The organism is Hymenobacter lapidiphilus, from assembly GCF_013377885.1.
Classification (GTDB): domain Bacteria; phylum Bacteroidota; class Bacteroidia; order Cytophagales; family Hymenobacteraceae; genus Hymenobacter; species Hymenobacter lapidiphilus.
The window spans coordinates 37,003-56,412 of the sequence record NZ_JABKAU010000017.1 but is presented as its reverse complement, the minus strand read 5'-3'; the positions used below and the strand labels follow the sequence as shown (position 1 = coordinate 56,412).

Here is a 19,410-nt window from a genome sequence, read left to right as displayed (position 1 = left end):
AGTACTCCAGCGTCAACCAAAATAGACGGGGCAGCGCCTTTGCCAAACCCGATCTGCGGCCCTGGCTGTTCGGACAGCATCGGTACGATGCGGTTATTCTCCTGAGCAGTTGGGACGGCGTAGTAGAGACGCAAGATTTTGCGTCTCTACGTTGTTGCTGTTGCTGCTGTTAAGGAAACTGTTTAGGAAGTACTTGGAATCAATCAGAACGTCATGCTGAGCGGAGCCGAAGCATCTCTGCCGCTTCGTTGAACGACTGCTACGAAGCGGTAGAGATGCTTCGGCTCCGCTCAGCATGACGGTCCTTTGACTTCTTAAACAGCTTCAAGTAGCCAACCCGGCCGTTCAACGACGAGACGCAAAATAATGCGTCTCTACGCCGTCCCAACTGCTCATTCATTTTCTGAGCCTTGCCCCTTACTTTTTGAGGTGCGGGCTTTCGAAGCCGAGTTTGGTGAGGCCGCGCTGCACATCGGGGCTGCTCATGAACAGCTTCCAGAGCAGGCCGGTGCGGTGGTTCTCAATCATTGCCACGATGGGGCCCTGGTCGATGGCCAAGTAGGACTTGGCCTGCCAGTTGTGCTCCTCACTGAATGCGTCCACGAAGCCGTACTCGCCCCAGATGTTGTCGCCCAAATCGTTGTAGAAATGCTTGAGGGCCTGCATCGAAAACTCCGGGGCGTAGGGCATGGCCGAGAGGGCGGCGGTGGGCGAAATCACGCCCAGATCCTCGGTGGGCGAATGCGCTGCGTAGCCTTTGTAGCTGTCGGAGGCCGTGAGGCCCCAGGTATCGGCCCCGTAGCCCTTATAGTGCTTGGGGTTATCGATACAGTAGGCGCGGTTGATGAGCGTGTGGGCTTTATTTTGGGCGAAGTAGTCGGCGTACTGGTCTTTGAGGCCGCGCGGGTCGAGGCCCAGAAACGAGTAGTGGGAGAAGAACAGCGGCCCGCCGTAGTCGAAGCCCAGCGGCAGCTTGGTTTTGTAGAACTCCTTGCCGTTCTTGAAGTAGTTGCCGGTGGCCCAGCCCTGGTCGTACACCGCTTTATCAATGGCGTACTTGGGCGAGGAGGCGGCCATCACGTAGGTCACCAGGCACTCGTTCCAGCCATGAATTTGGTGGTTCATGCTCCAGCCGTTGTTGGGGCTCCAGTGCCAATAGAGCACGTTTTGGCCGCCCTGCTGGTGCCAGTTCCATTCCACGCCTTCCCACATCCAGAGAATCTTGTTGCGCAGCGCACTTTCGGCGGGCGTGTCGCGCGTGTAGTACTGGCGGGCACAAATCAGGCCTTCGAACAAAAAGGAAGTTTCCACCAGGTCGCCGCCGTCGTCTTTGGGGCTGAAACGGATGGTTTTGCCAGTGGCCCCGTTGAGCCAGTGCGGAAACACGCCGTGGTACATATCGGCCTTCCAGAGGAAGTTCACGATTTTAAGCGTCCGCTCGGCGGCCTGCTCCCGGGTAATCCAGCCGCGCTCAGCGGCCACGATAATGGCCATCAGTCCGAAGCCGGTGCCGCCGGTAGTTACTACCTCGTCGCCGTAGTCGAAGCTCACGTTGCTCCGCTCCCGGGCCATGCCCGACACGGGGTGGCCGAAGTCCCAGAAGTAGCGGAACGTCTGGCGCTGCACTAAGTCCAGCAGCTGCTCATCGGTGAGGTTGCGGGGGCGCTTGACCCCGCTGCCGGCCGGCGTGATACCTACCGCAGCAGTAGCCAGGGCGGCCTTTTTGGCGGCCGGCTTGCGCTGCGCCTGCCCGGGTTCGGGCAGCAGCAGCACAAAGCTCAGCAGAAACAGAAAGAATAGCTTCATAGCAGTGAGATGCGACACGGCAGGGCCCTGAGCCACACAAGGTGCGTGGCTCAGGGCCGCATACCGGGCCAGGTGAGGAATGGGCGGAGCACGAAGCCCCGGCTTCGTGCTCCGTTGAACGATGTTGTTTGGCAGTCAGCAACGACGCGCGAAGGGGAGCTTCGCGTTATGGCCAGGGTTAGTAGCCGGGGTTCTGGGTGAGCACGCCGCCGCTTAGGTCAATCTGCTGCTGCGGAATGGGGAACAGCTCGTTTCTGCCTTTGCGGAAGGTTTTGCCGTGGGCGGCGTACAGCGGCACAATGCGGCCGGGCTGCACGCTTTCCTGGCGCACCAGGTCGAAGAATCGGTCGTGCTCCAGAGCCAGCTCCACCCGGCGTTCCTGCCAGATCTGGGCCAGCGTGAGGCTGGTGCGGGCGGGCAGGCCAGCACGAGCGCGCAGCTGGTTAAGTACCGTAGTGGCCTCGGCCGTTTTGCCCAGCTGGAAGGCCGCCTCGGCATTCAGCAGCAGCACCTCGCCGTAACGCATGATGCGGATGTTTTTGGGCAGGTAGTCGTTGTTGCCGCAGGTTTTCTCCTTGGTTCGGCTATGGTAGGCCTTGTAGCTGTAGCGCGAGTTCTCCACCGAATCCTGGCTCGGAATGCGGAACCCATCCCAGAGCACGGTGCCGGTTTTGGCCGTCGTGATGAAGATGATGCTGCCCGCCCGGCGCTTGTCGCCGGGCTCGTAGGCGTCGGCCAGCTGCTGGCTGGGGTTGTTGAAGCCGAAGCCCAGATCGGCCCAGCCGCCTTTGCCGCCCGAGCGCGGGCCCTGGCTAACCACGTACAGGTTGACGGCCGAGTTGTTGCAGGCCGCGTTGATGCCGGTCTGCACTTCAAACACCGATTCCTCGCTGTTGGCCCCCACTTCGCGCCAGATGTTTTCGTAGCTGGGCAGCAGGCCGTAGTTGCCCGATTTGCCCTGTACAATCTCGCTGGTCAGGTCGTAGGCTTTCTGGTAGTTTTTCTGGTAGAGGTACACCTTGGCCAGCAGCGCCTGGGCAGCAGCCTTGGTAGCGCGGCCGGTTTCGGTGGCGCCTTTCAGCGGCAGGTTATCTACTCCAAACTGCAGGTCATCGATAATGAGCTGGTAGATTTCTTCGGCCGTGGCCCGCCTCTGCAGGCTTGGGTCGTTGATTTCCGAAGCCAGCGGCACCCGATCAAGCTTGGGCACGCCCCCGAACAAGCGCACCATGTTGAAGTAGAAGTAGCCACGCAAAAAGCGCACCTCCCCTATCAGACGGTTGCGGGTAGCCTCGGGAGCCGGGCTCAGCGGCAGCTTATCGAGGGCCTGGTTGGCCCGGTTGATGCCCTGGAAATAGCCCTGCCAGGCGTTGTTGACGATGTCGTTGGTGGAGTTGAGGGTTAGGTTATCAACCTCCAGCGCCGGGCCGTAATCCTGGGGCGAGCTGCCCTTGTCGGCATCGTCGGAAGCCACATCGGTCAGCATCACGTACTGCAGCCCGTGGATATCGGAGCCGAAACCGCCCAGATACATCACGTTATACACGCCATCCACTAGTTTTTGGGCGGCGGCGGGGTCGGTTTTAATCTGGTCTTCAGTAAGCTGGCCTTGGGGGGCCACCTCGAGGAAGTCCTTGCAGCCCACGGCCCCAACGGTGAGGGCCAGCCCGAGGGCGGCCAGCCGGAAGCGGCGGTTCAGGCGAGGAAATATCGTTTTCATGCGCGGTGCAGATTAAAAGTTAACGTTCAGGCCCAGGGCCAGCGTGCGGCTGGTGGGGTATGTGGTAGCCTCGATACCCGAATCCAGCGGGCCACCCGGCAGCTCCGGCGTAAAGCCTGAGTAGTTGGTAACCGTGAACAGGTTCTGGGCCGTGGCATAGATGCGCAACGACGACATCCGGATCTTCTTAACCAGCTCGGTGGGCAGCGTGTAGCCCAGCACCAAGTTGTTGAGCCGGATGTAGGAGCCCGACTCGATGAAGTAAGTGGAGTTGGGCGTGTTGTTGCGGATGCTGGCCGGATCGGTGTTCGAAGGGTTGGTCGGCGTCCAGCGGTTGTCGGCGAAGTCGGCCTCGATGTTGTCGGTTACCTGTCCGGTTGCCTGTTTTTTGCGGTTATACACGTCGTTGTTCACGTTGCCGCTGAACACAAACGAGAGGTCGACGCCGCTGAAGGTGAGCCCGCCGTTGATACCGAAATACATGGGCGGCTGGTAAGAGCCTGCATTCACCCGGTCGCGCAGGTCAATGGTGCCGTCGCCGTTAGCATCGGCGTACTTCAGGTCGCCGGGCTTCGGCGTCTCAAAAGTGTACTTAGGATAAGCATCGATTTCGGCCTGGTTCTGGAACACGCCCACGGCCTTAAGCACGTAGAAGGTACCGGCCGCCACACCGTTGCCGGAGCGCGTGACGTTGTTGGCACCCCCAAACAGGGCCTGCCCGCCGTTCAGCTTCTCAATGCGGTTCTTATTGAAGGTGGCATTAACGCCAAAATTGTAGCTAAACCGCTCCCCCACGTTGGCGCGCCAGTTCAGGGCCGCCTCCAGACCCCGGTTGCTGATGTCGGCGGCGTTGGTGATGTACTGATTGTCAGGGTCGCCGAACAAGGCCGGGATGTTTACCGGAATCAGCGCGTCGGTGGTCAGCTTGTCGTAGTAGGTTACCTCGCCGCTCAGGCGGTTGTCGAGCAGGCCGAATTCCAGGGCCGCATCGTACTCGCGGGTGACTTCCCAGCGCACGTTACGGTCCTTTATCTGGCTGATAACGGCCCCGAGCACCGGCCGGGAATTGAACACGTACGGGATGTTAATATCGGCCGTCGTGATGTAGGAGTTGGGGTCAATCTGGTCGTTGCCGAGGCGGCCGTAGCTGGCCCGCAGCTTTAAAAAGCTCAGCAGCTGCTGGTCTTTCAGGAAGCTTTCCTCGGTAAGCACCCAGCCCAAACCCACCGACGGGAACAGACCCCAGCGCTGGTCCGAGTTAAATTTGGACGTTCCGTCGTAGCGCAGGTTGCTCGTGAACAGGTATTTGCCGTCGTACACGTAGTTGATGCGGCCCAGCGCTGACAGGCGGCGGTCTTTGCCCAAAGCTGGCGAGCTGTTAACGGCCGTGTTAGGGTCGCCGGTGCCCAGATACCACTGGTTGGGGTCGGCGGGCACATCGAAGCGCGAGCCGGCCAGCGAATTGGTCTGGCCTTCCTCCGTCACGGTGCCCACCAGCAGGGTCAGGTTGTGCTTGTCGCCCAGCAGCCGCTGGTAGGTGGCTGTATTTTCCCACAGGTAGCGGGTGCTGTTTATCTGCGTCACGAACAGGGCGCTCCGGTCGTTGCGCTGGTTGCCGCCGGCTTTCAGAAAGGTTTTCTCATCATTGGCGTACTGGTAGTTGTACACCCGGCGGTTGTTGTAGCTCAGGTCTACGTTGATGGCCGAACGCAGCGTCAGGCCCTCGATCGGGGTCAGGTTGAGGCCCACATTGCCCTGCAAGCGGTTTTCAAGCGACTTGTTGTTGTTCTGCTCAATATCGAGCAGCGGGTTGCCCACGTTGCCAAAAGCCGAGGTGTTGCCGTAGCGCCCATCCTGCTTGGCGGTAATCAGCGGCGAGGCCCGGTAGGCGTTCTGGAAAGCGGTGGCAAAGTTTACATCACGCGTATCGGCCCGGCTGAACGACGCCTGCGAACTGATGCTGACCTTGGAAGAAAGGATGAACTCGGTGTTCGAGCGCACCGTGAGCCGCTTGAAGCGGTTGGTAATGGCCAAACCGTCGTCCTGCAGCAGGTTGCCGCTGAAGTAGTAGCGCACGTTCTCGTTGGCCCCCGACACGGCCAGGTTGTGGTTTTGGTAAGTAGCAGTGCGCAGAATCTGGTCGTACCAGTTGGTGCTGCCCGTAAAGTCGGGCAGCGTTACGTTAGGAGCCGTATCCTTGAGGTAGTTCACGTACTGGCCGGCGTCGGCCATGTCTACCAGCCGGGTGGCCTGCTTGAAGCCCACGGTATTATTGTAGCTCAGCACGGGCTTGCCCTGCTTACCCTGCTTGGTAGTCACAATAATTACCCCGTTGGCCCCACGCACACCATAAATAGCGGCGGCCGAGGCATCCTTCAGCACGTCGATGGTTTCGATGTCGGAATTGCTCAGGTTCCGGATGTCCGTGGTCTGCACCCCATCCACCACATAAAGCGGGTTGGCCCCGGCCAGCAGCGTGCCCGTACCCCTGATGCGCACCGTGGGCTGGGCATTGGGCGTACCGTCGGTGATAATCTGCACACCGGCCGTTTTGCCCTGCAGCGCCTGGGTAGGCGTTTGCACCGGCTGGTTCACAATCTCTTTGGCCTCAATGCGGGCCACCGAGCCGGTCAGGTCGCGCTTCTGCTGCGTGCCGTAGCCCACTACCACCACCTCGCTCAGTGCCTGCGCATCGGGTGCCAGGCTGATGTCCAGAGTAGCGCGGCCGTTAACGGCCACCTCTTGGCTGGTGTAGCCCACGGAAGAGAAGATAAGCGTGGCGTTATCGGGCACCGTGAGGGTGAAGCGGCCGTCGGCATCGGTCTGGGTGCCGTTGTTGGTGCCTTTCACTACCACGTTCACGCCGGGCAGCCCACCGCCCTTCTCGTCCACTACCCGGCCCGTTATGGGTGCATCGGGTTGTGCGGCCGTTGGGTCCGCAATGGACCGGCCGGGAATGTTCAGGTTGGCCACCGACTGGACTGCAGCAGTTGCCTGGCCACTGCCGCCGAGCAGCACCGCGCCCAAAAGGGGCCAGGGGGCCACGCGGCGCAAGGCCGGTGGCCCCACAACGAGTAAGGGAATTTTCATAAAAAGTGGGAATTGATGGGAATTGAAAGAAGCATTGGCAGGCCGACAGATATGTGGGAGCTGGCGGCCTGGAAAAGCATGTGAACTGGTAACGCAAAAAATGACAATCAGTCGAACCGGCAGCACACTTAAATCGGCGACGCTGCTCAGAAATTCAACATCCCGACCTGCCGGCTAACTCAAGCATCTACTAATGCATGAACGTGACCGGGAGCCGGCCCTGTACAGTAAGCCCAACCCTGAGCACCGGCCGGCCGTTTAGCGCCTCATGCCTTACCTGTTCTTTTTCGCGCTGATGGCCCTGGTGGGCTTCTTTTTCTATCGTTACCTCACCCAGGACACCCGCCTTAAAAAGGCGGCCCTGGCCGAGGACTTCCCGGCGGCCTGGCGGCTGGTGCTCAGCGAGCGGGTGGCCTTCTACCTGTCGCTTACCGAAATCGACAGAACACGCTTCGAGAAACGTGTACAGCTGTTTCTGGCCCAGACCCGCGTAACGGGCGTACAAACCGAGCTGGACGATGCCACCCGGCTGCTGGTAGCCGCCTCGGCCATTATTCCGGTATTCGGCTTCCCTGACTGGGAGTACGGCAACCTGAGCGAGGTGCTGGTGGTGCCCGACGCCTGGACGATGCAACGCGACCCCAACAAGGAGTACGTGGGCCTCGAAGGCACCCTACTCGGTAGCGTGCAGGGCTTCCAGACCTCGCACTACATGCGCCTGTCGAAAACGTCGCTGGAGCGGGGTTTCCAGGATTCGCTCGACCGCCAGAATGTGGGCATTCATGAGTTTGCCCACCTGCTTGATGAGGCTGACGGCGTGATTGACGGCGTGCCCGGCCTAGCCCTGCCCGAGGCCCTGCGCCCCGAGTGGGAAGCCGTAATGAAGCGCGAAATTGAGGCCATCCGGGCCGGCAACTCCGAAATCAACGACTACGCGGGCACCAACGAGGCCGAGTTTTTTGCCGTGGTTACGGAGTACTTCTTCGAGAAGCCCGAGAAACTGCAGCAGCACCACCCCGAGCTGTACGGCCTATTGCTGCTGGCCTTCCGCCAGAACCCTAAAAGTCGTTTCCTGCGCCGCGCCGTCGATCCGCGGGAGTGGCTTAAAACGCTGCGGAGCCGCCGCAAATTCGGCCGCAACTCGCCCTGCCCCTGCGGCAGCGGCCGCAAATACAAGGATTGCCACCTGGCCCAGGAGCAGGCAGCAGCGTAGGGCATTTCGGCTGGCCGTGTAACTTGGAAGCTGTTTGCGTTCCTTTTCCGGGTTCTACGCGTTCAGAAACCCGAAAAAGTGACGCGAACAGCTTCTTTGCTATTCAAAACACCCCCTCTGCTGCCTCTCGCCCCGCCCCCATGAAAAAGTCCTTCTTCCCCGTACTCGCCACCGCCACGCTGCTCGCGGCCTGCGCCCCCACTGCCCAGGTTCCGGTAGCTACGGCACCGCCCGAAACCCAGCCGGCCCCGGCCGCGCCCCACTGGCCCGCGCTGGCCGAAACTTACCTCAACTACTATTCGGGTGAATACCAGCGCCTGTACACGGCGTCGGCCGAAGCCGAATGGCGCTCCAACACGCATATCGTACCTGGCGATACAGCCAACGCCGGGGCTACGGCCCGCGCCAACGAGCGGATGGCTGCCTTCACCGGCTCGACAGAGAACATTACCCGCCTGCGCCAGCTGCTGGAGCACAAAGCCGAGCTGTCCGGTTTGCAAGTGAAGCAGCTCGAAACGGCCCTGTACAACGCCGCCAACTCGCCCCAAACCATTGCCGACGTGGTGAAGGCCCGCATCAAGGCCGAAACCCAACAGACCGAAAAGCTCTACGGCTTCGACTACAAATACCAGGGCAAGTCGGTAACCACCAACGACCTCGACGAGCTGCTGCGGAAGGAGAAGAACCCAGCCAAGCGCCAGCAGCTCTGGGAAGCCAGCAAGGAAATTGGCCCAACGCTGAAACCCGGCCTGCTGAACCTGCGCGACCTGCGCAACCAGACGGTGCAGGCCCTGGGCTACCCCGACTACTTCACCTACCAAGCCTCCGATTACGGCCTGAACCGGCAGGAGATGATGACGCTGGTACGCCAGCTCAACGACGAGCTGCGCCCGCTCTACCGCGAGCTGCACACCTACGCCCGCTACGAGCTGGCCAAACAGTACGGCGTGAAGCAGGTACCCGATTACCTGCCGGCTTCGTGGCTGCCCAACCGCTGGGGCCAGGACTGGAGCAGCATGGTGGACGTAAAAGGCCTCGACCTCGACCCCGTGCTGGCCAAGAAAGGGGCCGAGTGGCAGGTGCAGCAGGCCGAGCGGTTCTACCAGAGCCTGGGCTTCCCGGCGCTGCCGCCGGTGTTCTACGAGAAATCCAGCCTGTACCCGCTGCCCAAGGGCGCTGATTACAAGAAGAACAACCACGCCTCGGCCTGGCACATGAACCTGGAGCAGGACGTGCGCAGCCTGATGAGCGTGGAGCCCAACACCGAGTGGTACGAAACCACCCACCACGAGCTGGGCCACATCTACTACTACCTCAGCTATACCAACCCCGAGGTGCCGGTGCTGCTGCGCGGCGGGGCCAACCGCGCCTACCACGAGGCCATGGGCAGCCTGATGGGCCTGGCGGCCCGCCAGAAGCCGTTTCTGGCCGGGCTGGGGCTGATTGACCCCAAGGTAAAAACCGACGAGATGCAGTCGTTGCTGAAGGAGGCGCTGGGCTCGGTGGTGTTTATTCCGTTTGCCTCGGGCGTGATGAGCGAGTGGGAAAACAGCTTCTACGCCGACAACTTGCCCGCCGACCAACTGAATGCCCGCTGGTGGGAGCTGGCCAAGCAATATCAGGGCATCGTGCCGCCCACTACCCGCGGCGAGCAGTACCTGGACCCGGCCACCAAAACCCACATCAACGACGACCCGGCCCAGTACTACGACTATGCCCTGAGCTACGTCATCCTGTTCCAGCTCCACGACCACATTGCCAAAAACATCCTCAAGCAGGACCCGCACGCCACCAACTACTACGGCAGCAAGGAGGTCGGCACGTTCCTGGCCGACATTATGCGGCCCGGCGCGAGCAAGGACTGGCGCACGGTATTAAAGGAGAAAACCGGCGAAGACCTCTCGGCCCGCGCCATGGTCGAGTATTTCCAGCCTTTGATGGCCTACCTCAAAGAGAAGAACAAAGGCCGCAAGTACACCATGTAATTCCCACGGTCCGGCAGCTTTGCCGGACCGTACCTCTTTCTGCCATGCAATCCTCCCGTCCTTTTCCAGCCCGCGCCCAACTGGCGCTTCCGCTGCTTACGGTGATGCTGGGCGTTATCCTGCCCACAACGGCACAGCAGCAACCAGCCCCAGCCACCGCGCTTACCATTGGCCAGACGTTTACGCTGGCCACGCGGGTGCTGTGCGAAGCCCGGCGCATCAACGTGTACACGCCCCCGGGCCCACCCGATTGGGTGCTGCCGGTACTTTGCATGCCCGGTGGCGGCATAGCGGATCTTCGCGCTACAGTGCCACTGCATGAATTGAAGCTGTTTAGGAAGTACCCGGAATCAATCAGAACGTCATGCTTCATCTGGCGTCCGCGCAGCCGAAGCATCTCTACCGCTTCGCTAAATGACTGTAACGAAACGGTAGAGATGCTTCGGCTACACTCAGCATGACGTTCTTTTGACTTTCTAAACAGCTTCATTATAAGAAGTTATCCGAGGTCATTTGTAATAAAAAAAAGACTGCCCGGGAGGAGCAGTCTTTTTTTGGCAGCACGCAGCAACTGGTTGCTACTGCACGTCGTTTTCGCCTATCCGGCGGTCCAGAACTTTGGTCATACCGGCCATGCGGGCAACCACGAGGGTATGTATTCCGGGGTCGTTGAGGTTGAGGCCATTGTTGCGGGCCATCAGGTAACGGGTGAGCGTCGCGTTATCGTCGAGGGTAGCAGAAAGCTCGCGCTGAGCGGCCTCCCAGTCGGCGTTATGCTCAGCCTGCAGATACTGGAACCGCAGTTCAATGGTACGGCTGACGAGTACTGACAAGTGCTTCAACACTTCCTCTTCCGCCTCCGACAAGACCCGCTCCTCCTGCCCTATTACGGCCATCATACCGATGCGGGAACCATCGGGCGTACGTAACGCCGCGCCGGCGTAGAAGTTCAGGCCCATCTGCAAAGCCACATCTTGTTTGATGATCTGGCAGCTGTCGGGCGAGTAGTCGGAGGTGACGATAGGCACATCGACCAGAATGGCCGCCGAACAAAGGCTGGAGTTGCGGGGCAGCTGGGGCACGCCATCGACTCCGGCCGCCGCTTTAAACCAAACGTGCTCTTCATCAACCAGAGAAATTACAGCAATGGGGGTGCTGAACAATTTCGCTGCCCAGGCAACGTATTCGTCAAAGATGGGTTCAGGAGGTGTATTCGCAATCTGATAAAGATGCAGGGCCCGCAGCCGGGCGGCCTCATCGGCTGGAATCAGGCTGTCGGGAAAGGAAATGCTCATGCAGTGAATTTAGTAGTTAGCCGGAGAAACCGGCAGATCGAGCAGCACAAAGCGGGCATCAGCCGTCGCCTGTATTTCGAGTACATGCTCATCGGTGGCCCGTAGCTGGTCGCTGGTACCTACATCGAGGCCGTTTACAAAAATATGCCCCTCAAGCACATATATGAAGGTGTTCCGGATGGGAAAGGTTTTAAAGCGCACTGTCTCATCGGCGTCGAGGTTGCACCAGTAAATAGTGCTATTGGAGTTGATGTATAGCAGATCTTCGAGCACTTTCTGGCCCGAGGCTATCGGAACCAGCTTGTTGCTAGCATCAAACAGATTCACATCCTTCTGCTCGTAGCAGGGAGCCAGACCGCTCTGGCTCGGCAGCAGCCATATCTGGTAGATGTGCGTGGGCGTATCGGTGGCGTTCATCTCGGCATGCGCCAGGCCTGTACCGGCCGTAATACGCTGCGCATCGCCTTTCTTGATGGTTCCGCGGTTGCCTACCGTGTCGTCGTGCTGCAGCTCGCCATCGAGTACCAGCGTCACAATCTCCATCTCGGAGCGCGGCTGTTGCGGATAGCCACCCTTGCCCTGAATGGTGGCGTCGTTGAACGCCCGCAACGGGCCGAAATGCTCGTTATCGGGGTCGTTATAGTCGGCGTAGCTGAGCAGATAATAGCTGCTCAACCAGTTGGTCGGGGTGGCGTGGTAACGGTCGGTGGCAGGAATCAGCTTCAGCATCGGGAAAGAGAAGTCAGGTGAGTAGTGTCCCGATTTTACGCAGCCCGCCCCCGGAAGTTAGGTCCGGGTGTGCGTAACCCTCTCAAGAGCCGGCCCCGCTGCCGGTAAAGGCAACGGGGCCGGATGGGAGAACGGATCAACCACTTCTGTTTATGGTCCGTTAAAATCGACCTCATTCCGCGGGGGCGGCCTGCGGCCATTATCTCAATTCGCTACACCTTTTTCATGGTGGAAACCTGCTGCTGCAGGTCGAGCACGATGCTGGCCAGGCGGGTCAGCGAAAGGTCGGCAATGGGGAAGGTGCTGCTGATGTAAGCCTTGGCCTCCCAGATTTCCACCACGTCCTCCACATCGATTTCGTAGGGCGAATACAGCGGGTTGTCGGAGTGCAGCGCCAGCATGGCGTTGTCTTTGAGGCGGTTGAAGACCCGCTTGAACACGATACCCTCCTTGCTGCTGACGATGATACAGGGCGTGCCGTCCTTTAGGTTCAGCCAGTCATCGATGTAGCGGCCCACAATCACGGTGCCGCTGGCAATGGGCAGCATCGAGTCGCCGGCAATTTCGAAGGCCCGGAATGTGCCCGAGCTGCCCAGCATAGGCAACCGGAACTTAGGCAGCTCTTCCAGATACTCGGGGTCGGCGTAGCCATTGAGGTAGCCGGCAGCCGCCTTCTGGGGCACCAGCTCGATGTTTTCGTTCTGCTCCCGGTCGACGGTGAGAGCGAGGATACGTAGCTTGCCGCCACCCGCATACACGGCGCTGGTGTCGGTGGCCGCCATCTGGGCGTTCTGGGCCTGCAACTGGGCAGCGGCCTTGGCGTTCTTTTTCTTGCTGAAGTCGGTGGTTACCAGCGCATCGAGCGTGATGCCGAACAGGCGGGCCATGTTCACGAGGGTAGCCAGCTTGGGCTCGGCCCGGCCTTCCTCATAAGCACCTACCAACGAGCGTTTGATGCCAAGCTTTTCGGCCATCTGCGCCTGGGTTAGGCTCAGTTCGCGTCGCCAGAATTTGAGGTTCGTATTGATCATAACGCAGAAGAAGCCGGGAAAACAGGACAAAAAAGGCCCATAGGGACCGGCTCACGAAGATAGAAACTCCGTTGCGATAATACTAATTCAATTAGCCGAAAATTTTACTAAAATTTTTGCGATAGGCTGAAAGTCCGCTAGCTCAGGCAAGCTGAATAGCAGCTAATGCGGTACCAAAAAAAGAACGGTCATCCTGGGCAAAATCGAAAAAACTCGCGTGCCAAAGTAATACTGCTGTCAGGAGTTACCATTGCACGCGAGATTCTTCGACTTCGCTCAGAATGACGTTCCAAATAGCTCACCCGCTGTTCTACTCTCCGCGCAGGCGCCGGAAATACTGCTGGGCCAGCCGCAGCCGGAAGTAGTCGTAATCTTCGCGCAGATGGTCGAACAGGTCGCGCAGCAGCGGCTGGCCGCCGAGCTGGGCCACGGCCGTCTGGATGTTGGCCAGGTCCTGGGCCGAGAGAAAATCCTCCATCCGCAGCTCGAACCCGTTGGTATAAAGCGTGGTTAAGTGGCTTTGAATGGTGCTCAGAGCAAGGCCACGGCGCTCGGCAATGGCCTCGGGGCTCAGGCCCATGCGGTGCAGCTGATACGTAGTTTCGACGGTGGAGCCAGCCTCGGTGTTCGCCTCTTTCTTAACTTTCTCCTTTTTGCGCGGGGCACGGGGCGACGCTGCGTCGTCGGGGTCGAGGCCGGCGGGCAGCGCATCGTCGAACTCGGCCTGGGCGGCGGGGTTGCCGCCGTGGGCCATCACCTCGCGGATGAAGGCCTCGCCGTAGGTGTCGAACTTCTTCATGCCCACACCCGAAATACCCAGCATGGCCACTCGGTTTACCGGCCGCTCGGCTGCCATTTCGGTCAGCGTGGCATCCGTAAAAATAACGTAGGGCGGCACGCCCTGCTCGTCGGCAATGCGCTTGCGCAGGGCGCGCAGGGCCTCGAACAGCTGGGCCTCGCGCGAAGCAGGCGCGGCAGCCGAAGCAGCGGCGGCTTTGCGGCCCCGGGGCTTTTTCTCGGCCTTCTCGGCGGGCTGAAACTTTTTCATCGACACCGGACGCTGGCCCAGCAGCACTTCGCGGCCCAGGTCCGTGATTTTCAGCGCGTAGCCTTCCTCGTAAGCAATGTATACCAGCCCGTCGTTGAGCATCTGATGCACGTAGCTGTACCAGTCGAGGTAAGGCAAGTCGCGGCCCGCGCCGTAGGTTTTTATCTGGTCGAAGCCCCCGCTGAGCACGGCCTGGTTGCGCATGCCGCGCAACACATCGATCAGCAGGCTGATGCTGAGCCGCTCGCGCCCCCGCACCAGCGCCGACAGCGCCTTCTGGGCTATTTCGGTGCCGTCGAAGGTGGTGGGCGGGTTGCGGCAGATGTCGCAGTTGCCGCAGTCGTGGTCCAGGGTTTCGCCGAAGTAGTTGAGCAGCACGCGGCGGCGGCAACCAGCGGCCTCGGCAAACTGCTGCATGCGCTCCAGCTTGGTCAGGTTGAGCTGGGTGAGCTGCGGGTTTTCCTTGGTGAGCATGTCGCGCAGGCTCATTACGTCGCCGAAGGAGTAGAAAAGCAGCGCCGTGGCAGGCGTCCCGTCGCGGCCGGCGCGGCCGATTTCCTGGTAATAGCCTTCGATGTTTTTGGGCAGGTTGTAATGAATCACCCAGCGCACGTTGCTCTTGTCGATACCCATGCCAAAGGCAATGGTGGCCACAATCACCTGCAAATCGTCCTTCAGAAAGTCTTCCTGCACCGCGCTGCGCTGGTTGGGCGTAAGGCCGGCGTGGTAGTAGCCCGCCTTGATGCCTTTGGCCTGGATTTTCTGGGCCAGCGTTTCGCACTGCTTGCGGCTCAGGCAGTAGATGATGCCCGCCTCGCCCTGGTGGCGCTCCAGAAACTCCAGAATGCCCCCCACCCTGTCCTGTCCCGGCCGCACGATGAGATTGAGGTTGGGCCGGTCGAAGCTCGACAGGAACACCTTGGGCTTGCTCAGGCGCAGCTGCTGCTGAATGTCGCGGCGGGTGAGGCGGTCGGCGGTGGCGGTGAGGGCGATGATGGGGATTTCGGGAAACTGCTCGCGCAGGATGCGCAGCTTGGTGTACTCGGGCCGGAAATCGTGACCCCAGGAGCTGATGCAGTGGGCTTCATCAATAGCGAACATACTCACTTTCAGCCGCTTCAAAAAGCTCAGAAAGCCGTCGGAGAGCAGCTTTTCGGGGCTTACGTAGAGGAGCTTGAGGTGGCCGTTGAGGCAGTCGGCGGCAATGTTATTGGCCTCGCTTGCGCCGATGCTGGAGTTGATGTAGGCCGCTGAAATACCGTTGGCTTTCAGGGCCTCCACCTGGTCTTTCATGAGCGCAATCAGCGGCGAAACCACGATGCAAACGCCCTCCTGGACCACGGCCGGCACCTGGAAACAGACGCTTTTACCGCCGCCGGTGGGCATGAGCACCACCGTATCCTGCCCGCCCATAATGTTGCGGATAATGTCCTCCTGCATCGGCCGGAACGTGTCGTAGCCGTAGTACTTTTTCAGCACGAGGCGGGCAGATTCGATGGTCGGGGCGAGGGGTTCGGCGGCGAATAACATAGCGTAAAGATACGGTAAATGGCGGCGGAGGAAAGCAGGAAAAGAACCTGCGCAAAGCGGGAATCGTGCACACGTTCCGCAAAATCGTGCACGTCCGGCCGTAGTAGGCTCCCGTACAAGAGGCTAACAATTCATTTAATCTATTCCCATTTCAGTATGAGCCAATCCACCACTTCCGCCACCCAGAACCAGCAGGTTCTCGACGCCCTCGCCCGCTGCATTGCCGCCTGCGAAATGTGCGCCACCGCCTGCCTGCAAGAGGACAACATCCAGATGATGGTGCCCTGCATCCGCCTCGACCGCGACTGCGCCGACATCTGCCGCCTCACCCACGCCTTTATCGCCCGCGGCTCCGACCACGCCCAGCACGTGCTCAAGGAGTGCATCGAAATCTGCCAGAAGTGCGCCGACGAGTGCGGCCAGCATAAGCATGACCATTGCCAGCAGTGTGCCGAAGCCTGCCGCGCCTGCGTGGAAGCTTGCAAGAGCTACCAGAAATAGCTTTAAAGCAGTAAAACCTCCTACCAAAACGGAGTAGGGTGGGGAGCTCGTCGCCGCCCGCCGTTGAACGAATCCCAGGTGGACCGTTCAACGGCGGGCGGCGACGAGCCTCCCACCCTACTCCGTTTTGGTAGCTTCGTGTTACTTCCCTAATTCCAGCACTACGGCCGTTTTAGCGGGCAGAGTCAGCGTGTTCAGGTCGGTTACGGCCTCGCTCGTCAGCACGTTTTTCGCTTTCGTGAATCCGCTCATGCGCTCCGAGAAGCGGGCGGTGGGCAATGCAGCCTCCTTGTCGGTGGTGTTGGTGGCGACCATTACGGTACCGTTGGCATCATAGCGGAAGTACACGTAGAGGCCGTTTTCGGGCAGGTACTGCATCAGCTGGCCCGAACTGAGCGTGGGGTGGTCGCGGCGGTAAGTAGCCAGGGTGCGCACGAAGTTGAAGGCGTCGTTTTCGGCGGCAGTGCGGCCGGCGGCAGTGAACTTATCGTCCTTGTCGCCGGGGAAGCCACCGGGAAAGTCGCGGCGTACTTCAGCATCCGAGGGGTCCTTGTAGTTCTTCATCAGGATTTCGGTGCCGTAATAAATGCTCGGAATGCCGCGCGTGGTCAGCATCCAGGTCAGCCCCATTTTATACTTGGCCACATCCTCCCCTACTTCCGAGAGGTAGCGGTTGTGGTCGTGGTTATCGAGGAAGGTAACCAGCTTGCCGGGGTCCTGGTACACGGCATCCTGGGACAGGGCCTGGTATACACGCTGGGCGCCGTTGTCCCAGCCGGTAGCGCCGGGGGTGCCCACTTCCTTCAGGGCAGCCAGCATGCCGCCTTCCAGCACAAAGTCGAGGGCGCCGGGTTGGTTTGATTTGAAGGGGAAATCAATCTTGTTGCGCACATAGTAAGCCTGGTCCACCACGTTGTTCACCCACGACTCGCCGAAGATGTGGATGTTGGGGTACTGGGCCAGCAGCGCCGCGTTGCAGCGGTTCATAAACGGCTGGTCGTTGTAGAGGTAGGTGTCAATCCGCCAGGCATCCACCCCGAAGTTTTCGACCGACCAGAGTGCGTGCTGAATCAGGAAGTTGGCCACGTAGGGGTTCTGCTGATTGAGGTCGGGCAGGAAGGGCACGAACCAGCCGTCGGTAGTTACCAACCGATCTATTTTGGCCGCGTGCGGGTCGGTAATGGGCTGATAGCGGTAGCTGGTATTGGTGTAGCTGGGCCACTGGTGCAGCCAGTCCTTGGAGGGCAAATCCTTCACAAACCAGTGGTTGATGCCCACATGGTTGTACACGGCATCCTGCACCACTTTCAGACCCAGACTATGGGCATTCTGTACGAAATTGAGGTAGGCCGCATTACCGCCCAGCCGCTTGTCAACGGTGTAATGGTCGGTGAAACCATAGCCGTGGTAGGCCGAGCGCATGGTGCCGCCCTCATCGGTCAGGGGCTGGTTGTTTTCGATAACGGGCGTTAACCACACGGCCGTTACGCCCAGGTCTTGCAGATAATCGAGGCGCTGGGCCGCACCCTGCAGGTCGCCGCCGTGGCGGTAAAAGGGGTTGGCGCGGTCGGCGTTGGGGTCGGCCAGGTCAGCGTACTTGTCGTTGCGCGGGTCACCGTTCACGAACCGGTCGGGCATGGCCAGGTAAATCAGGTCGGCATCGGTTACACCCTGGCCCTTGGGACGGTTGTCGCGGGCTTTCAGCTCCCATTTATGGGTGATGAGCTTGTTGCCGCTCCGGCCCACCAGCCGCACGGTACCAGGCTTGGCATCGGGAGCAATGGTGAGGTCGAGAAACGCATAGTTGGGGTTCTCGACGGTGTGGGTTTCGGTGAGCGTAACGCCCGGATGATTGACCGAGTAGGCCAGCGTGCCGGCCTGCGGGCCGTACACGAGCACTTGCACCTTGGGCTCCTGCATGCCCACCCACCAGTTGGTCGGGTTCACGCGGGTGATGGACTGAGCAATAGTCAGTAGCGGCAACAGAACCAACAGCAGCAGGAGCAGTTTTTTCATGAGCGGGGTGAGGTTGTAAGGAGGCAAGATAATGCGGAAATAAACTGTCATACTGAGCGGAGCGAAGGACCTTATCCCAAGAGAACAAAAATCGTGGTAACGACTCGTACCTACGGGATAAGGTCCTTCGCTCCGCTCAGCATGACAGGCTTTCTCTATTCTCAGCTACTCTCCGGCGCCCTCCTCGTCTTCCTTCACCGCTTTCCGTGTGCCGCGGTAGAGCTCATATTTCAACAGGCGGCAATCAATGGGGCCGTTGTAGAGCGGGATGCGGCGGCTGGCTTTGAGGCCGACGCGCTTGGCGGCCTGCAGGTTGCCGGTGAAGATATACGCGTCGTAGTCCTGGAAACCGGTTTTGAGTGTATCGCCGATGGTTTTGTAAAGCTCGTCCATCTCGGTTTCCTCGCCGATTCGCTCGCCGTAGGGCGGGTTCGTCAGCACAATTCCGGGCTCTTCGCGGGGTGGGGCAACTGCGTCCTTCACGTCACGCACGCCGAGGCGGATGAAGTCTTCGAGGTCGGCAGCGGCCACGTTTTCGCGGGCCAGCTCGATGAATTCGCGGCTTAGGTCGGAGCCGCCGATGTAGCACTGGGGCTCATCGAGCCGCATTTGCCGCGCATCCATTTGCACGGTTTCCCAAAGGGTCGCATCGAAATCGGCCCAGTGCTCGAACCCGAACTTGCCCTGGTGGTACAGCCCCGGCGCAATGCGCTGGGCGATGAGGGCGGCTTCGGTAAGGATGGTGCCCGAGCCGCACATGGGGTCGACGAGCGTCGTTTTTCCATCCCAGCCCGACAGCAGCAGCAGGCCAGCGGCCAACGCCTCGTTCAGCGGGGCCACGTTGGTTTGCTGCCGGTAGCCGCGCTTGTGCAGCGACTCGCCCGAGGCGTCGAGGCTCAGCACCACCTCGTTCTCCAGCATGTGCAGGTGCAGCCGGATGTCGGGGTTGCGCAGATCCACGTTGGGCCGCTCGCCGGTGCGGTTGCGGAACTGGTCGACGATGGCGTCTTTGGTGAGCTGGGCCACGAACAACGAGTGCTCCAGGTTGGACTTGTTGACGACGGCCGTAATGGCAAACGTCTGGTCCTGGCGCAGGTACTTGCTCCAGTCGATGCGGCCTACTTCGCGGTACAGGGACTTCTCGTCGGGGGCCGAGAAGCCGGCGAAGGGCCGCAGGATGCGGACGGCCGTGCGGCACCACAGGCAGGCTTCGTAGAGCAGCTGCTGGTTGCCGCTGAATTCGATAGCCCGCTGCCCAACCTTCTCAATTTTTGCGCCCAGCTCGCGCAGCTCCTGGGCCAGCACTTCTTCGAGCCCGAACTGGGTGGTGGCGGTCATGTAAAACGGCTGGTCGCGGCGGTTGGCAGACATAGGGTAGAATCAGGTGAAGCCGCAAAGGTCGGGAATCTGGGGCAAGCGTGTATCTTGGCGCGGCGGATGGTGGTG

12 protein-coding genes are annotated in these 19,410 nt (G+C 60.3%); 3 read left to right on the top strand and 9 right to left on the bottom strand.

All coding sequences use genetic code 11. The features are described 5' to 3' along the window. Nucleotides 1-417: 417 nt before the first annotated feature. The 3 genes from HW554_RS10865 to HW554_RS10855 form a co-directional block, all read right to left on the bottom strand. Nucleotides 418-1,806 carry a glucoamylase family protein gene (locus HW554_RS10865; protein WP_176908613.1) on the bottom strand — a complete coding sequence of 463 codons (1,389 nt, stop codon included), beginning with the start codon at nucleotides 1,804-1,806 and terminating at the stop codon, nucleotides 418-420. A 178-nt stretch (nucleotides 1,807-1,984) separates the two neighbouring features. Continuing rightward, nucleotides 1,985-3,526, bottom strand: coding sequence for a RagB/SusD family nutrient uptake outer membrane protein (locus tag HW554_RS10860; protein WP_176908612.1), 1,542 nt, complete (start codon nucleotides 3,524-3,526; stop codon nucleotides 1,985-1,987). A gap of 12 nt (nucleotides 3,527-3,538) precedes the next feature. Continuing rightward, nucleotides 3,539-6,616: a SusC/RagA family TonB-linked outer membrane protein gene (locus HW554_RS10855; protein ID WP_176908611.1), complete on the bottom strand. Its 3,078-nt coding sequence runs from the start codon at nucleotides 6,614-6,616 to the stop codon at nucleotides 3,539-3,541. A gap of 268 nt (nucleotides 6,617-6,884) precedes the next feature. Between HW554_RS10855 and HW554_RS10850 the strand changes: the two genes are divergently transcribed. After that, entirely contained in the window at nucleotides 6,885-7,829 is a 945-nt protein-coding gene (locus HW554_RS10850; RefSeq protein WP_176908610.1) for a M90 family metallopeptidase, read from the top strand. Nucleotides 7,830-7,969: 140 nt separating this feature from the next. Further along, a complete protein-coding gene (locus HW554_RS10845; protein WP_176908609.1) occupies nucleotides 7,970-9,814 on the top strand; it encodes a M2 family metallopeptidase in 1,845 nt (614 codons plus the stop codon). Between the two features lie 578 nt (nucleotides 9,815-10,392). Here the strand turns inward: HW554_RS10845 and HW554_RS10840 are convergent. The 4 genes from HW554_RS10840 to recQ form a co-directional block, all read right to left on the bottom strand. Beyond that, a complete protein-coding gene (locus HW554_RS10840) occupies nucleotides 10,393-11,109 on the bottom strand; it encodes a GAF domain-containing protein (protein WP_176908608.1) in 717 nt (238 codons plus the stop codon). A 9-nt stretch (nucleotides 11,110-11,118) separates the two neighbouring features. Next, nucleotides 11,119-11,838, bottom strand: a complete 720-nt coding sequence (locus tag HW554_RS10835) for a pirin family protein (RefSeq protein ID WP_176908607.1) — start codon at nucleotides 11,836-11,838, stop codon at nucleotides 11,119-11,121. Between the two features lie 212 nt (nucleotides 11,839-12,050). Further along, complete coding sequence (locus tag HW554_RS10830) at nucleotides 12,051-12,869, bottom strand: LexA family transcriptional regulator (protein ID WP_176908606.1); 819 nt, start codon at nucleotides 12,867-12,869, stop codon at nucleotides 12,051-12,053. 310 nt (nucleotides 12,870-13,179) lie between these two features. Continuing rightward, complete coding sequence (gene recQ / locus HW554_RS10825) at nucleotides 13,180-15,447, bottom strand: DNA helicase RecQ (RefSeq protein WP_176908605.1); 2,268 nt, start codon at nucleotides 15,445-15,447, stop codon at nucleotides 13,180-13,182. Between the two features lie 156 nt (nucleotides 15,448-15,603). Here recQ and HW554_RS10820 point away from each other — a divergent pair, with 156 nt between their 5' ends. Continuing rightward, a complete protein-coding gene (locus HW554_RS10820) occupies nucleotides 15,604-15,948 on the top strand; it encodes a four-helix bundle copper-binding protein (protein ID WP_176908604.1) in 345 nt (114 codons plus the stop codon). Between the two features lie 141 nt (nucleotides 15,949-16,089). On the opposite strand, the gene HW554_RS10815 is transcribed toward HW554_RS10820, so the two are convergent. Together HW554_RS10815 and HW554_RS10810 are read right to left on the bottom strand one after the other, a co-directional pair. Next, a complete protein-coding gene (locus HW554_RS10815; RefSeq protein WP_176908603.1) occupies nucleotides 16,090-17,964 on the bottom strand; it encodes an alpha-amylase family glycosyl hydrolase in 1,875 nt (624 codons plus the stop codon). A gap of 165 nt (nucleotides 17,965-18,129) precedes the next feature. Next, nucleotides 18,130-19,335 (bottom strand): THUMP domain-containing class I SAM-dependent RNA methyltransferase, encoded by a 1,206-nt coding sequence (locus HW554_RS10810; RefSeq protein WP_176908602.1) that lies wholly within the window; start codon nucleotides 19,333-19,335, stop codon nucleotides 18,130-18,132. Nucleotides 19,336-19,410 lie beyond the last annotated feature (75 nt).

Coding starts and splice junctions, on each gene's coding strand:
- HW554_RS10865 (WP_176908613.1), bottom strand. CDS start 1,806: ATGAAGCTATTCTTTCTGTTTCTGCTGAGCTTTGTGCTGCTGCTGCCC.
- HW554_RS10860 (WP_176908612.1), bottom strand. CDS start 3,526: ATGAAAACGATATTTCCTCGCCTGAACCGCCGCTTCCGGCTGGCCGCC.
- HW554_RS10855 (WP_176908611.1), bottom strand. CDS start 6,616: ATGAAAATTCCCTTACTCGTTGTGGGGCCACCGGCCTTGCGCCGCGTG.
- HW554_RS10850 (WP_176908610.1), top strand. CDS start 6,885: ATGCCTTACCTGTTCTTTTTCGCGCTGATGGCCCTGGTGGGCTTCTTT.
- HW554_RS10845 (WP_176908609.1), top strand. CDS start 7,970: ATGAAAAAGTCCTTCTTCCCCGTACTCGCCACCGCCACGCTGCTCGCG.
- HW554_RS10840 (WP_176908608.1), bottom strand. CDS start 11,109: ATGAGCATTTCCTTTCCCGACAGCCTGATTCCAGCCGATGAGGCCGCC.
- HW554_RS10835 (WP_176908607.1), bottom strand. CDS start 11,838: ATGCTGAAGCTGATTCCTGCCACCGACCGTTACCACGCCACCCCGACC.
- HW554_RS10830 (WP_176908606.1), bottom strand. CDS start 12,869: ATGATCAATACGAACCTCAAATTCTGGCGACGCGAACTGAGCCTAACC.
- recQ (WP_176908605.1), bottom strand. CDS start 15,447: ATGTTATTCGCCGCCGAACCCCTCGCCCCGACCATCGAATCTGCCCGC.
- HW554_RS10820 (WP_176908604.1), top strand. CDS start 15,604: ATGAGCCAATCCACCACTTCCGCCACCCAGAACCAGCAGGTTCTCGAC.
- HW554_RS10815 (WP_176908603.1), bottom strand. CDS start 17,964: ATGAAAAAACTGCTCCTGCTGCTGTTGGTTCTGTTGCCGCTACTGACT.
- HW554_RS10810 (WP_176908602.1), bottom strand. CDS start 19,335: ATGTCTGCCAACCGCCGCGACCAGCCGTTTTACATGACCGCCACCACC.